Source organism: Nocardioides sp. GCM10023255 (assembly GCF_042653125.1).
In the GTDB taxonomy this organism is placed as follows: Bacteria; Actinomycetota; Actinomycetes; order Propionibacteriales; family Nocardioidaceae; genus Nocardioides.
In genome coordinates this window covers 407,637-421,142 of the sequence record NZ_JBHSHU010000001.1, presented here as the reverse complement: position 1 = coordinate 421,142, position 13,506 = coordinate 407,637, and the positions used below count along the sequence as shown (strand labels likewise).

General features: G+C 72.4%; 9 protein-coding genes. 6 read left to right on the top strand and 3 right to left on the bottom strand.

What is annotated here, in order from left to right; genetic code table 11:
- Positions 1–83 precede the first annotated feature (83 nt).
- Together ACFO9I_RS02050 and ACFO9I_RS02045 are read left to right on the top strand one after the other, a co-directional pair.
- Positions 84–2,513 carry a sodium-translocating pyrophosphatase gene (locus tag ACFO9I_RS02050; protein WP_379177297.1) on the top strand — a complete coding sequence of 810 codons (2,430 nt, stop codon included), beginning with the start codon at positions 84–86 and terminating at the stop codon, positions 2,511–2,513.
- 164 nt (positions 2,514–2,677) lie between these two features.
- On the top strand, positions 2,678–4,156 hold the full coding sequence (locus ACFO9I_RS02045; protein WP_379177295.1) for a DUF7059 domain-containing protein: 1,479 nt from the start codon (positions 2,678–2,680) through the stop codon (positions 4,154–4,156).
- A 12-nt stretch (positions 4,157–4,168) separates the two neighbouring features.
- Here the strand turns inward: ACFO9I_RS02045 and ACFO9I_RS02040 are convergent, their stop codons facing one another.
- Entirely contained in the window at positions 4,169–4,969 is an 801-nt protein-coding gene (locus ACFO9I_RS02040; RefSeq protein WP_379177294.1) for a hypothetical protein, read from the bottom strand.
- A 195-nt stretch (positions 4,970–5,164) separates the two neighbouring features.
- On the opposite strand from ACFO9I_RS02040, the gene topA reads away from it, so the two are divergent.
- The 4 genes from topA (at position 5,165) to ACFO9I_RS02020 (ending at position 11,400) form a co-directional block, all read left to right on the top strand.
- Positions 5,165–7,858, top strand: a complete 2,694-nt coding sequence (gene topA / locus ACFO9I_RS02035; protein WP_379177292.1) for a type I DNA topoisomerase — start codon at positions 5,165–5,167, stop codon at positions 7,856–7,858.
- A gap of 169 nt (positions 7,859–8,027) precedes the next feature.
- Positions 8,028–8,687: a dTMP kinase gene (tmk, locus tag ACFO9I_RS02030; RefSeq protein WP_379177290.1), complete on the top strand. Its 660-nt coding sequence runs from the start codon at positions 8,028–8,030 to the stop codon at positions 8,685–8,687.
- Positions 8,684–9,847, top strand: a complete 1,164-nt coding sequence (locus tag ACFO9I_RS02025) for a DNA polymerase III subunit delta' (protein WP_379177289.1) — start codon at positions 8,684–8,686, stop codon at positions 9,845–9,847. The genes tmk and ACFO9I_RS02025 overlap by 4 nt, the downstream gene beginning before the upstream one ends.
- Entirely contained in the window at positions 9,844–11,400 is a 1,557-nt protein-coding gene (locus ACFO9I_RS02020) for an alpha/beta hydrolase (RefSeq protein WP_379177287.1), read from the top strand. The genes ACFO9I_RS02025 and ACFO9I_RS02020 overlap by 4 nt, the downstream gene beginning before the upstream one ends.
- A gap of 96 nt (positions 11,401–11,496) precedes the next feature.
- Here the strand turns inward: ACFO9I_RS02020 and ACFO9I_RS02015 are convergent, their stop codons facing one another.
- Positions 11,497–12,435 (bottom strand): TauD/TfdA dioxygenase family protein, encoded by a 939-nt coding sequence (locus tag ACFO9I_RS02015; protein ID WP_379177285.1) that lies wholly within the window; start codon positions 12,433–12,435, stop codon positions 11,497–11,499.
- Positions 12,436–12,506: 71 nt separating this feature from the next.
- Positions 12,507–13,433: a LysR family transcriptional regulator gene (locus ACFO9I_RS02010; protein ID WP_379177284.1), complete on the bottom strand. Its 927-nt coding sequence runs from the start codon at positions 13,431–13,433 to the stop codon at positions 12,507–12,509.
- Positions 13,434–13,506 lie beyond the last annotated feature (73 nt).

The window sequence follows — 13,506 nt, the reverse complement described above, 5'->3', positions numbered from 1 at the left end:
CGCATCGAGGCGCCTTCGCGTGCGTAGACTCCCCGCAGTTCGTGAGACATGAATCACTCCCTCGATCGCGCAGGAGGAATCACATGGCGGGGACGCATCCCTTCGTCGTGGACGTCTCCGGCGGCAATCTCGTCCTGGTCATCGTCGTCGCACTGATCGCGCTGGGCGCGCTCGCGATGGCAGCGATGTTCCGCCAGGAAGTCATGGCCGCCGGTGAGGGCACCGACAACATGAAGAACATCGCCCAAGCGGTGCAGGAGGGCGCCGACGCCTACCTGCAGCGACAGTTCCGGACCCTGGCGATCTTCGCCGCGGTCGCCTTCTTCGCACTGCTGGCGCTGCCCGCCGACGACGCGACCGTGCGCATCTTCCGCTCCGTCTTCTTCCTCGTGGGGGCCGGCTTCTCGGCCGCCGTGGGCTACCTCGGCATGTCGCTGGCGGTCCGCGCCAACCTGCGCGTGGCGGCGGCGGCCAACACCACCGGCCGCGAGGCCGCGATGACCATCGGCCTGCGCACCGGAGCCATGGTGGGCATGCTCACCGTGGGTCTGGGCCTGCTCGGCGCGAGCCTGGTCGTGATCTTCTTCCAGGACCAGGCACCCAAGGTGCTCGAGGGCTTCGGCTTCGGCGCGGCGCTGCTCGCCATGTTCATGCGGGTGGGTGGCGGCATCTTCACCAAGGCCGCCGACGTCGGTGCCGACCTGGTCGGCAAGGTGGAGCAGAACATCCCCGAGGACGACCCGCGCAACGCGGCGACCATCGCCGACAACGTGGGGGACAACGTCGGCGACTGCGCCGGCATGGCGGCCGACCTCTTCGAGTCGTACGCCGTGACCCTGGTCGCGGCGCTGATCCTCGGGTCGCAGGCGTTCGGGGACAAGGGCCTCGTCTACCCGCTGCTGATCCCGGCCATCGGCGCGCTGACCGCCGTGATGGGCGTCTACGTCACCAAGCCCCGCGCCGGGGAGAACGGCCTGACCACGATCAACCGGGCGTTCTACATCTCGGCCGGTGTCGCCGCGGTGGCCAGCGTCATCCTCTCGTTCGTCTACCTGCCGACGTCGTTCGACGACTTCTCCGGCGTCGGGGGCAACACGCTCGACGAGCTCTTCGGGGGCCAGCCCGACGGCAACCCGGCCCTGATCGCGTCGATCGCGGTGGTCATCGGCATCGTGATGGCCGCCGGGATCCTCGCGCTCACCGGCTACTTCACCGGCACCGAGTACCGCCCGGTCAAGGACGTCGGGAAGACGTCGCTCACCGGTGCCGCGACCGTCATCCTGTCCGGCCTGGCGGTCGGCTTCGAGTCGGCGGTCTACACGACGCTGGTGATCGCTGCGGCCGTGTTCGGGGCCTTCCTGCTCGGCGGCGCGTCCCTGACCGTGTCGCTGTTCGCGGTGGCCTTGGCCGGCTGCGGGCTGCTCACGACGGTGGGCGTGATCGTCGCCATGGACACCTTCGGCCCCGTCTCCGACAACGCCCAGGGCGTGGCGGAGATGTCCGGCGACGTCAGCCCCGAGGGCGCCCAGATCCTCACCGAGCTCGACGCGGTCGGCAACACCACCAAGGCGATCACCAAGGGCATCGCGATCGCGACCGCCGTGCTGGCGGCGACCGCGCTGTTCGGGTCCTACTCCACGTCGGCCTTCGAGGCGCTCGCCGAGGCCAACCCGACCCAGGACGAGTTCAAGATCTCCGACTTCTTCGTGTTCAACCCGGCGGTGCTCGTGGGTGTCCTGCTCGGCGCCGCGGTGGTCTTCCTGTTCGCCGGCCTGGCGATCAACGCGGTCGGCCGGGCTGCGGGCGCGGTGGTCTTCGAGGTACGCCGCCAGTTCCGCGAGATCCCCGGGATCATGGAGGGCACCGGCCGTCCGGAGTACGGCCGCGTGGTCGACATCGTCACCAAGGACTCCCTGCGCGAGCTCATCACGCCCGGCATCCTGGCCGTGCTGGCACCGGTGGCGGTCGGCTTCGGGCTCGGTGTCACCGCCCTCGCCGGCTTCCTGGCGGGCGCGATCGGCGCCGGCACCCTGATGGCGGTCTTCCTGGCCAACTCCGGTGGTGCCTGGGACAACGCCAAGAAGCTCGTCGAGGACGGCAACTTCGGCGGCAAGGGCTCGGACGCCCACGCGGCCACGGTCATCGGCGACACGGTGGGCGACCCGTTCAAGGACACCGCCGGCCCGGCGATCAACCCGCTGATCAAGGTGATGAACCTGGTCTCGCTGCTGATCGCCAGTGCTGTCGTCTCCATGGGCGTCGGCAAGGACCAGAACGACCCGCTGCGCATCATCATCGCGGTGGTCGCGGTCGCGATCATCGCCGGCGCGGTCTACGTGTCCAAGCAGCGCCAGGTGTCGATCGGTGACGGCGCCGACGAGCCGCCCGCGCCTCCGGCGGCCCCGCCGGCCGACGCCGCCGGCGAGACCCGGCCGCGGGCCTACACGCCGGACGCCCCGCCGCCCCCGGCGGATCCGACGGCGACCCAGCAGTTCGAGCCGCCGACGCACTAGGCACCAGCACCACGACACCGGCCCCCGGAGCGCCCGCTCCGGGGGCCGGTGCCGTCCGGTCGCGGCCGAGCCCGTCTCCCGCACGTCGAGAGGACGGTCACATCGCCCCCGTGGGACACCACGCGGGTGAGGCGACGGCAACGATCGACCCCTACTGTCGACGGGTGACGACCAGCGACCTTCCCCAGCGGCTGCGGGCCGCCCTCTCCCTGGCCGGCTTTACCTACGACGCGGTGGCCGAGACCCTCGGCCCGCTCGCGCACGACGCGCTCGGCCGCAACGAGACCACGCCCGGGCTGCGCGCGACCGCCGGCGGCTCGCCGCTCGAGACCCTGATCCGGATGTTCCTGCTCCAGGCGCCGGTGGAGCTCGCCGCCGCCGAGGCCGCGCTCCCGGGGCTGCTCGACCCGATGGCCGCCGAGGGCCTCGTCGAGCAGACCGTCGGCGAGGTGGCGGCCCGCATGGACGTGCGGCCGTACGCCACCGGCGAGCTGGCCGGTGACCGGGACCTGTGGGTGGTCAGCGACCTGACCCCCGGACTCGACGGGCAGCAGGTCCGCGTCGGCGCCGACCACGTGCTCGGGATCAGCTCGGCCTCGACCTCGCTCGCCCAGCTCACCCTGCGGATGCCAGTCGGCCGCGCCCTGGACCTCGGCACCGGCTGCGGCGTCCAGGCGCTGCACCTCGCCCAGCACAGCGACCGGGTGGTCGCGACGGACGTGAACGCGCGCGCCCTGTGGACGACCCGCTTCAACGCGGCCCTCAACGACGTGGCCGACCGGGTCGAGGTCCGGGACGGGTCGCTGTTCGGCCCGGTCGGGGGCGAGCGGTTCGACCTGATCGCCACCAACCCGCCGTTCGTGATCTCGCCGGCCACGGGGGAGCGGCTGGTCTACCGCGACTCGGGGCTGCCGGGCGACCGGGTCGTCGAGGACATCGTGCGGGCCGCGCCGCAGCACCTCACCGAGGGCGGCTGGTGCCAGGTCCTGGCCAACTGGGTGATCTCGCGCGACCGCCCCTGGGACGACCGCCTGGCCTCGTGGCTCGCCGACGACTGCGACGCGTTCGTCGTGCAGCGCGAGGTGCTCGACCCCGCGGCGTACGTCGAGCTCTGGCTCAAGGACGCCGGACTCCACGGGGCCGTGGACTACCTGGTGCGCTACGACACCTGGCTGTCGTGGTTCGAGGAGCAGGGGGTCGAGGGCATCGGCTTCGGGTGGATCAACCTGCGCCGCCGCGGCGCGCAGCAGGGGGGCGGCCCGGCCCGCGAGCTCCTCGTGTGGCCCTACGACGTGGAGCAGCCGATCGCCCCCGCGATCCGCGACTGGTCGACCGCCGTGGGCGCTGACGTGGGCGCGGGCTCCCGCCTGGTGGTCCGGCCCGACGTCCAGCAGGAGACCCTCGGCGCCCCGGGGGCCGAGGACCCCGAGGTGGTGGTCCTGCGCCAGCAGCGCGGCCTGCGTCGGGCCCGCCAGGTCGACACCGTGGAGGCGGCGCTGGTCGGTGCCTGTGACGGGGAGCTGACCGTGGGCCAGATCCTCGACGCGCTCGCCGAGCTGCTCGACCTCGACGCCGATCAGGCGCGGACGACGTACCTCCCGACGGTCCGCGAGCTGGTCGCGGAGGGCTTCCTGCAGGCCTGACCCGGGGCCGGATCAGGCCGCATCTGTGGCGGCGTCCCGGGCGGCCAGTGCCCGGTCGCGCAGCCGGACCAGCCGTCGACGGGTCGGGGAGCAGAGCAGCTCCACCCGGCCGAGCGGCTCGAGCGCCGGTGCCCCCTGGGGGCGCCACCAGCGGCCCGGGCCGAGGTCCCGGAACCCGACGAGCGCACTGCGGACCGTGCTGCCGGGGCCGGAGAGCGGCGTCGACAGCGCCAGCGCCTCCTGCACGCGGGCCACCGTCAGGTCGCCCTGCGGCCGGAAGCTGCCGTTGGCCTTGCCGACCGCCCAGCAGATCCCCCCGGCGAGGTGAGCCGCGGACCGGGCGCCGGTCACCGTCTCGGGCTCCTCGGCCCACAGCAGGAGCAGCGCCCGGCGCAGGGCGGTGGCCGTCTCGGGGTCGAAGCAGCGGGCGGCGACCGCGTCGAGCAGCTCGGCGGTCGCCTCGAGGCGGCTGCGGGACCCGGCGTCGGGCGTCTCGGTGGGGAGGTCGCACCCGTCGTCGAGGGCTTCGTCGGTCAGGCCGGTGACGGCTGCGGGTCCGCCGCAGACGTGGGCGAGCCAGTCGAGCGCCTGCTGCCACGTCGGCCGCGGGGGCGGTGCCGGCTCGGCGCGGAAGCGCTCGCGGTCGAACCGGTCGGCGTGGCGCTGCCAGCGGGTCCCGGCCACCGGCTCGGACCAGGTGTCCACCAGCCTCCCGTCCACCAGCACCAGGTGCGTGAGCCGCTCGAGGTCGCGCCGGGGCACCTCCTCGAGGTCGTGCTCGTCGAGCCAGGGGTGGTCGTGGTCGTCGTACATGCGTGCTCCTCCGAGCGGGGTCGCGGGGTGTGGTGGCCCACGCTGGCACCCTCCGGGCGTCCCCCGCCGAGCTCCTCCACAGGGCGGGGGCGGACGGCCGCGGGAGTGGGATCTGTGGAAGACGCGCTACCGTGAGCGGCCGTGGGCCCCGCAGCGGTGGCCCGTGCAGCAGGTGAGCAGGAGAAGGAAGCACACGTGGCACACAAGTTGGTGATCGTCGAGTCCCCGGCGAAGGCCCGCACGATCGGCGGGTACCTCGGCGCGGGGTACGTCGTCGAGTCCTCCATCGGCCACATCCGCGACCTGCCGAACAACGCGGCGGACACCCCGGCCAAGATCAAGGACAAGCCGTGGGGCCGGCTGGCCGTCGACGTGGAGAACGGCTTCGAGCCCTACTACGTCGTCCCGCGCGACAAGAAGTCCCACATCTCCAAGCTCAAGTCGCTGCTGAAGGACGCCGACGAGCTCTACCTCGCCACCGACGAGGACCGCGAGGGCGAGGCGATCGCCTGGCACCTCCTCGACGAGCTGAAGCCGAAGAACATCCCGGTCCACCGGATGGTGTTCCACGAGATCACCAAGCCCGCGATCCAGGCCGCGGTCGAGAACCCCCGCCAGATCAACGAGGACCTCGTCGAGGCCCAGGAGGCCCGCCGCATCCTGGACCGTCTGTACGGCTACGAGGTCTCCCCGGTGCTGTGGAAGAAGGTCATGTCCGGCCTCTCCGCGGGCCGCGTGCAGTCGGTGGCGACCCGCCTGGTGGTCGACCGCGAGCGGGAGCGGATGCGCTTCCGGATCGCGTCCTACTGGGACCTCGAGGGCACCTTCGACGCCGGCAGCAAGCACGAGCAGCGGATGTTCCCCGCCAAGCTGCACTCGGTCGACGGCGCCCGGGTGGCCCGCGGCTCCGACTTCGGCCCCGACGGGCTGCTCAAGGACGCCGCCAAGGTCGTCCACCTCGACCGCACCCGCGCCGAGGCGCTGGCCGCGGCGCTGCAGGACACGACGTACGACGTCCGCTCGGTGGAGTCCAAGCCCTACCGACGCTCGCCGTACGCGCCGTTCCGCACCACCACCCTCCAGCAGGAGGCGAGCCGCAAGCTCGGGATGGGCGCGTCGGTGACCATGTCGGTCGCGCAGCGGCTGTACGAGAACGGCTTCATCACCTACATGCGTACCGACTCCACGACCCTCTCCGACGCCGCCGTCGGTGCGGCGCGGTCGCAGGTGCGGGAGCTGTACGGCGCGGAGTACCTCCCCGACTCCCCACGCGTCTACGCCTCGAAGGTCAAGAACGCCCAGGAGGCGCACGAGGCGATCCGCCCGGCGGGCGACTCGTTCCGCACCCCCGCGCAGACCGGGCTCAAGGGCGACCAGTTCCGCCTCTACGAGCTGATCTGGATGCGCACGGTCGCCTCCCAGATGAAGGACGCCGTCGGCCAGTCGGTCACGATCCGCCTCGGTGGCGGGGCGGCGACCGGCGAGGACGTCGTGTTCTCCGCGTCCGGTCGCGTCATCACCTTCCACGGGTTCCTCAAGGCCTACGTCGAGGGCACCGACGACGCCTCCGCGGCCAAGGACGACCAGGAGACGCGGCTGCCCGCGCTCGAGCAGGGCGACGCCGTCTCCGCCGCGTCGGTCACCGCGTCCGGCCACGAGACCAAGCCACCGGCCCGCTACACCGAGGCCACCTTGATCAAGGAGCTCGAGGAGCGCGAGATCGGGCGGCCCTCGACGTACGCCTCGATCATCGGGACGATTCTCAACCGCGGGTACGTCTACAAGAAGGGCACCGCGCTGGTGCCGGCGTGGCTGGCGTTCTCGGTGACCCGGCTGCTCGAGGAGCACTTCCCGCGCCAGGTCTCCTACGAGTTCACCGCCTCGATGGAGGACGTGCTCGACGAGATCGCCGCCGGCCGCAAGGATCGCAACACCGAGCTCGGCGAGTTCTACTACGGCTCCGGTGACGTCGAGGGCCTGCACACGCTGGTCAACGAGCTGGGCGAGATCGACGCCCGCGAGCTGGCGACCTTCCCCGTGGGCGGGGAGGACTCCGGGATCCACCTGCGGGTGGGCCGCTACGGCCCCTACCTCGAGGGCCCGGACGAGGACGGCACCCCGTTCGGCCGCCGCGCCAACGTGCCCGACGACCTGCCGCCCGACGAGCTGACCATGGAGAAGGCCAAGGAGCTGCTGGCCAACCCCGCGGGCGAGGAGATCGAGCTGGGCTCCCACCCGGAGACCGGGCTGCGCGTCGTGGCGAAGAACGGCCGCTTCGGCCCCTACGTCACCGAGGAGCTCCCCGAGGACGCCCCGAAGTCCGCGAAGCCGCGCACCGGCTCGCTGTTCAAGACGATGTCCCTGGACACGGTCACGCTCGACGACGCGGTCAAGCTGCTCTCGCTGCCGCGCGTGGTCGGGGTCGCCGAGGACGGCGAGGAGATCACCGCCCAGAACGGTCGCTACGGGCCGTACCTGAAGAAGGGCACCGACTCCCGCTCGCTGACCTCCGAGGACCAGCTGCTCACGATCGGCCTCGACGAGGCGCTGAAGATCTACGCCCAGCCCAAGCAGCGCGGGCGCGCCGCAGCCGCGGCGCCGCTCAAGGAGCTCGGCAACGACCCGGTCTCCGGGCAGCCGGTGGTGGTCAAGGCCGGCCGGTTCGGCGAGTACGTCACCGACGGTGAGTACAACGCGACCCTCCGCAAGGAGGACTCGGTCGAGTCCATCACGATCGAGCGGGCGGCCGAGCTGCTCGCCGAGCGCCGCGCCAAGGGCCCGGCGAAGAAGACGGCCAAGAAGGGCGCGAAGAAGACCGCCGCCAAGAAGACGGCCAAGAAGTCGACGGCCAAGAAGACCACCAAGAAGGCGGCCGCGAAGAAGTCCTGAGAACGGTCCCGGCGGTGCCCGAGGGCTGCGGATTGGTCCCCAACCGCAGGTCTCGGGGCCTTCGAGGTGCGGTTCGTGACCAGTCGGCGACCTCTGCCGGGCCCGGTGACGGGCTCCCACGCGGCACGCGCGGCGGCCGGCGTCGGCCCCTCCGCCTAGGGTGTACGCCGTGAGCACCGGCGTCCACGCATCCACCGGCGTCTTCGTCTGCTTCGAGGGGGGCGAGGGCTCGGGCAAGTCCACCCAGTCCCGGCTCCTGCGCGACCGCCTGGCCGCGGAGGGGTACGACGTGGTGCTCACCTTCGAGCCCGGCGACACCCCGGTGGGGCGGGAGATGCGCCGGATCGTGCTGAGCCCGGAGACCGGCGTGCTCGCCGACCGCACGGAGGTGCTGCTCTACGCCGCCGACAAGGCCGAGCACGTCGAGACCCTGGTCCAGCCCGCGCTGGACCGGGGCGCGGTGGTCGTCACCGACCGCTACGTCGACTCCACGCTGGCCTACCAGGGCGCCGGCCGTGCCCTCGACGTGGCCGAGGTCGAGCAGGTCGCCCGCTGGGCCACCCACGACCTGCGGCCGCACCTGACCGTGGTCCTCGACCTCGAGCCGGAGCACGGCCTCGGCCGGTTCGAGGAGCGGGACCGGATCGAGGGCGAGTCGGTGGAGTTCCACCAGCGGGTGCGCGCGGCCTTCCTCGCGATGGCCGCGGCCGACCCCGACCACTACCTCGTGCTCGACGCCCGGCGGCCGGTCGAGGAGATCGCCGACGCCGTGCTCGAGCGGGTCGCGCCGCTGCTGGACCACGCGGTCCGGGGAGCGGGGCAGCGGTGACCGTCTGGGACGGCCTGGTCGGCCAGCACCGGGCCATCGAGGCGCTGCGCACCGCCGCGGAGGGCCACGGGATGAGCCACTCCTGGCTGTTCACCGGCCCGCCCGGGTCGGGTCGTTCGAACGCCGCGATCGCCTTCGCGGCCGCGCTGCAGTGCGAGACGGCCCCGCCCGCCGGACCGGGTTGCGGCACCTGCCACTCCTGCCACACCGTGCTCGCCGGGTCCCACGCCGACGTTTCGGTGATCCGCACCGAGAAGCTCTCCATCGGCGTCGACGAGGTCCGCGACCTGGTCCGCCGGGCGGCGCTCTCCCCGGTCGGCCGGCGCTGGCAGATCCTCATCGTCGAGGACGCCGACCGGCTCACCGACCAGGCCTGCAACGCGCTGCTCAAGGCCATCGAGGAGCCCACCGACCGCACCGTCTGGATGCTCTGCACGCCCACGGTCGAGGACGTGCTGCCCACGATCCGGTCCCGCTGCCGGCTGGTCACGCTGACCACGCCCACCGCCGAGGACGTGGCGGCCTTCCTGACCAGGACCGACGGGGTGCCCGACGCGCTGGCGTCGTACGCCGCCCGGGCCAGCCAGGGTCACATCGGTCGCGCCCGCGCGCTGGCCCGCGACGAGGCGACCCGCAACCGTCGTCGCGAGGTCGTCTCGATCCCGGCGCGGCTGACCTCCCTGGGCGCCTGCATGACCGCGGCCGCCAACCTGGCCGAGGTGACCAAGGAGGAGGCCGACCTCCTCACCCGCGAGCTCGATGCCCGCGAGCGCTCCGACCTCGACGCGTCGTACGGCGTGGTCGAGCGCGGACGCCGGCCCCGCGAGTACGCCCCCGCGCTCGCCACCATGGAGAAGGGGCAGAAGACCCGCGCCAAGCGCCGCCACCTCGACGTGGTCGACCGCAGCCTGATGGACCTGGTCTCGGTCTACCGCGACGCGATCGCGCTGGCCTGCGGGGCTCCCGGGCGGCTGGTCAACGAGGAGATCCGCGGCGACGTCGACCAGGTGGTGCGCACCTCCACCCCCGAGCTCAACCTGCGCCGGATCTCGTGGATCTTCGAGGCCCGCGAGCAGATGCTCGACTTCAACGTGCCCGTCGCCCTCGCGCTGGAGTCGATGATGGTGGCGCTCCGGGTCCCCGACGGGCCGGCGAGATGAAGCGCGTCCTGGTCTCGGTGCTCGCCCTCGCGTTGCTGGCCACCGGACTGGGCACCCTCGGGTTCGCGATCCTCCAGCTGGACGACGAGCCCGGCGTCTCGAGCGTCCCCGCCGCGCCCCCCACCACCACTCCCGACCCCGAGGCGACCCGGCCGCCCCGCGCGGACCTGGCCCGCTTCTACTCCCAGCGCCTGGACTGGTCGTCGTGCGACGACAACCTCTGCGCCACGCTGGAGGTGCCGCTGGACTACCGGCACCCCGAGGGGCAGGCCCTCGACCTGGCCGTGCTCAAGGTCCCGGCGCAGGAGCCCTCCCGGCGGATCGGCTCGCTCGTGGTGAACCCCGGTGGCCCGGGCGCGCCCGGCACGCAGTACGCCGCGCAGGCCGGCCAGGTCTTCCGGCAGCCGCTGCTCGACCGGTTCGACATCGTCGGCTTCGACCCGCGCGGCACCGGCGCGAGCGACCCGGTCGACTGCCTGAGCGACGACCAGCTCGACGCCTACGTGGCCATGGACCCCGACCCCGACACCGCCGCCGAGCGGGCGACCTACCTCGGCTTCGTCGACACCCTGGGCCGCGGCTGCGCCGAGCGGTCGGGCGACCTGGCCGCCCACGTCTCCACGGTCGAGGCGGCCCGCGACATGGACGTCCTGCGGGCGGCGCTGGGCGAGTCGACGATGACCTACTTCGGTGCGTCGTACGGCACCAAGCTCGGCGCGACGTACGCCGACCTGTTCCCCGACAGGGCCGGGCGGCTGGTCCTCGACGGCGCGGTCGACCTCTCGATCGGGGCGCGCGAGCTGGCGCTCGAGCAGGCTGCGGGCTTCGAGACGGCGCTGCGCGCCTACGTCCAGAACTGCGTGGACCAGACCGACAGCTGCTTCCTCGGGGACTCGGTCGACGCGGGGCTGGCGCGGATCTCGTCCTTCCTCGACGGTGTGGACGCGCAGCCGCTGCCGACGAGCGGAAACCGTGAGCTGGAGGTGGGCAACGCGTTCTACGGCATCGTGGCTCCGCTCTACAACCGCGACTACTGGTACGTCCTCTCGGCGGCGCTCAAGCAGGGCTTCGCCGGGGACGGCTCGACGCTGCTGCAGCTCTCGGACCTCTACTCCTCGCGCGGGTCCGACGGCTACGACGACAACAGCGCCGAGGCGATCTACGCCATCAGCTGCCTCGACGACCCCTACGCGATCACCGGGGACCAGGTGGCCGGTCAGCTGGCCGACTTCGAGCGGGCATCGCCCACCTTCGGCGACGTGTTCGCGTGGGGGCTGACCGGCTGCGGCGGCGTGCAGGCCCGCTCGTCGGAGAAGCCCCGGCAGGTGCGCGCCGCCGGTGCGCCGCCGATCCTCGTGATCGGGACGACCCGCGACCCGGCCACGCCGATGCAGTGGGCCGAGCACCTGGCCGCGCAGCTCGACTCCGGAGTGCTGGTCCGCCGCGACGGCGACGGCCACACCGGCTACAACGCCGGCAACGACTGCGTGGACGGTGCCGTCGAGCACTACCTGCTCGACGGCACCGTCCCGCAGGACGGCCTGTCCTGCTGAGCGCCCCCGCGACTCAGCCGACCACCGTCTGGAGGGATAGTCCGGCACGTTTTCCTCGTCGCGAGGCCGAGAACGTGCCGGACTATCGTCAGGACTTCAGCTGATCAGCTCGTCGATGCGCGTGTAGGCGTCGGAGTCGCCGAGCACGACGCGGCTGCGGCGCCCGTCGATGCTGACGGGGGCGTCGCCGGCCACGGTCACCCGGCGTACTTCCCTGCGGTGGTTGTCGAAGTCCGCGACCGCGTAGTGCTGGGTGGCGCGGTTGTCCCACATCGCGACGTCGCCCTCCTCCCACGACCACCGGACGGTGTTCTCGAGGCGGGTGACCCGGTTCTGCAGCAGCTGGAAGAGCGCGCTGGACTCGGCGCTGTTGAGCCCGATGAAGCGGCGCACGAAGTGGCCGAGCACCAGCGACCGCTCACCGGTCTCGGGGTGGACCCGCACCACGGGGTGCTCGGTCTCGTAGGCGGTGGAGCGGAACTGCCGGCGGTCCAGCGCGTCGCGGTCCGGCCCGTCGTTCTCGGGGTCCTCGGCGGACGCGACGTAGTCGTAGTCGTTGCTGTGCACCGCCCACAGGCCGTCGACGAGCGCCTGCAGCGGCGCGGGCAGGGACTCGTACGCCGTGGCCGTGTTGGCCCAGACGGTGCTGCCGCCGTACGGCGGGATGGTGACGCCGCGCAGGATGCTGATCGCCGGGATCCGGTCGACGAACGTGACGTCGGTGTGCCAGCTGTTGGCGGCCATCCCCTTGGTCGCGGCCAGGCTCAGGACGTGCGCGCTGCCGGTGTTGACCGTCGGGTGCGCGGTGGTGAGCGTGCCGAGCTGCTGGGCGAACGCGATCTGGCCGGCGTCGTCGAGGTGGTGCTGGCCGCGGAAGAACACGACCTTGTGCCGCAGCAGGGCTCGGCGGATGGCAGCGACGGTCTCCGCGGGGAGGTCGGGGCCCAGGTGCACGCCGTCGATGCGGGCGCCGATCCGGCCGCCGAGACGGTGCACGTCGACGTCGTGGTGGGTGCGGTCGAGACTGATGGTCATGCGGGCCCTCCGTGCGTTCGTGGTGACTAAGCTCTACTGACTTACTAGAGAATAGCCCACGACACTCCGGGCTAGCGCGGGCGCACCGGCTCGGCGATGGCCTGGATGCGCGCGGTGGCCAGCTCGATCATCAGCCGGGCGGCCGGGGAGAGGGTGGCGCCGGCGCGGTGCACGATCGCGAAGGTGTCGTACTGGCGGGGGCGCAGCGAGACCCAGCCGGCGTCCGGAGCGAGTCGCGGCAGCAGCTGGAGCGCGGCGCCCTTGGGGATCACCGAGTCGGCGAAGCCCATGCCGACCAGCTCGACCGCTGTCTCGATGTCCTCGACCTCGATGCGCGTCTGCGGGTTGCGACCGGTCTCGTGCAGCATCTGGCGCAGGGTCTGCCGGGTCGAGTCCTCCGCGCGGTAGGTCGTCTCCGGCATCACCAGCGAGGCCTGCGACAGCCGCTGGGCGGTGACCGGCGTGGCCAGGTGCGTGGGCTCGGCGCTGATGTAGACGAGCTCCTCCCGGGCCACCGGTGTGATGACCATGCCCTCGCTGGTGACGGTGGACACGGCCAGCATCGCGGCCTCGAGGCGCCCGCGGCGCAGGTCCTCGGCGACCTCGGTGGAGTTCTGCCCGACCAGCTCGACCCGGACCCCGGGATGGCGGGAGAGCACGTCGGCGATCAGGCCGGCGCCGGCGTAGAGCCGGGCGATCCCGAACATGCCGAAGCGGATCGTGCCGGTCTCGAACGACTTCACGCGCTGCACGGCCTGCCGGGCGTCCTCGGCGGCGGCCAGGACGCGTTCGGCATGGGGGCGGAGGCTGTCGGCGACGGTGGTCGGCACGACGCCGCGCCCGACCCTCCGGAACAGCTGTACGCCGAGCGTCTTCTCGAGGGCGCGGACCTGCTCCGAGACCGACGGCTGCGCATACCCGAGCTCGTCGGCCGCCGCGGTGAACGACCCCTGCTCGTAGACGGTGAGGAAGCAGCGGAGCTGGTGCGGCGACAACATAGGTGTCTCCTTGGGTTTCTATAGAAAGGAGAGGCTACCCCTATGTATGGCAGTGACCCACCATGGTGACGCA

Bases quoted from the DNA above. Each gene is read 5' to 3' on its own strand.
- ACFO9I_RS02050 (WP_379177297.1), top strand. From the start codon at position 84: ATGGCGGGGACGCATCCCTTCGTCGTGGACGTCTCCGGCGGCAATCTC.
- ACFO9I_RS02040 (WP_379177294.1), bottom strand. From the start codon at position 4,969: ATGTACGACGACCACGACCACCCCTGGCTCGACGAGCACGACCTCGAG.
- ACFO9I_RS02020 (WP_379177287.1), top strand. From the start codon at position 9,844: ATGAAGCGCGTCCTGGTCTCGGTGCTCGCCCTCGCGTTGCTGGCCACC.
- ACFO9I_RS02015 (WP_379177285.1), bottom strand. From the start codon at position 12,435: ATGACCATCAGTCTCGACCGCACCCACCACGACGTCGACGTGCACCGT.
- ACFO9I_RS02010 (WP_379177284.1), bottom strand. From the start codon at position 13,433: ATGTTGTCGCCGCACCAGCTCCGCTGCTTCCTCACCGTCTACGAGCAG.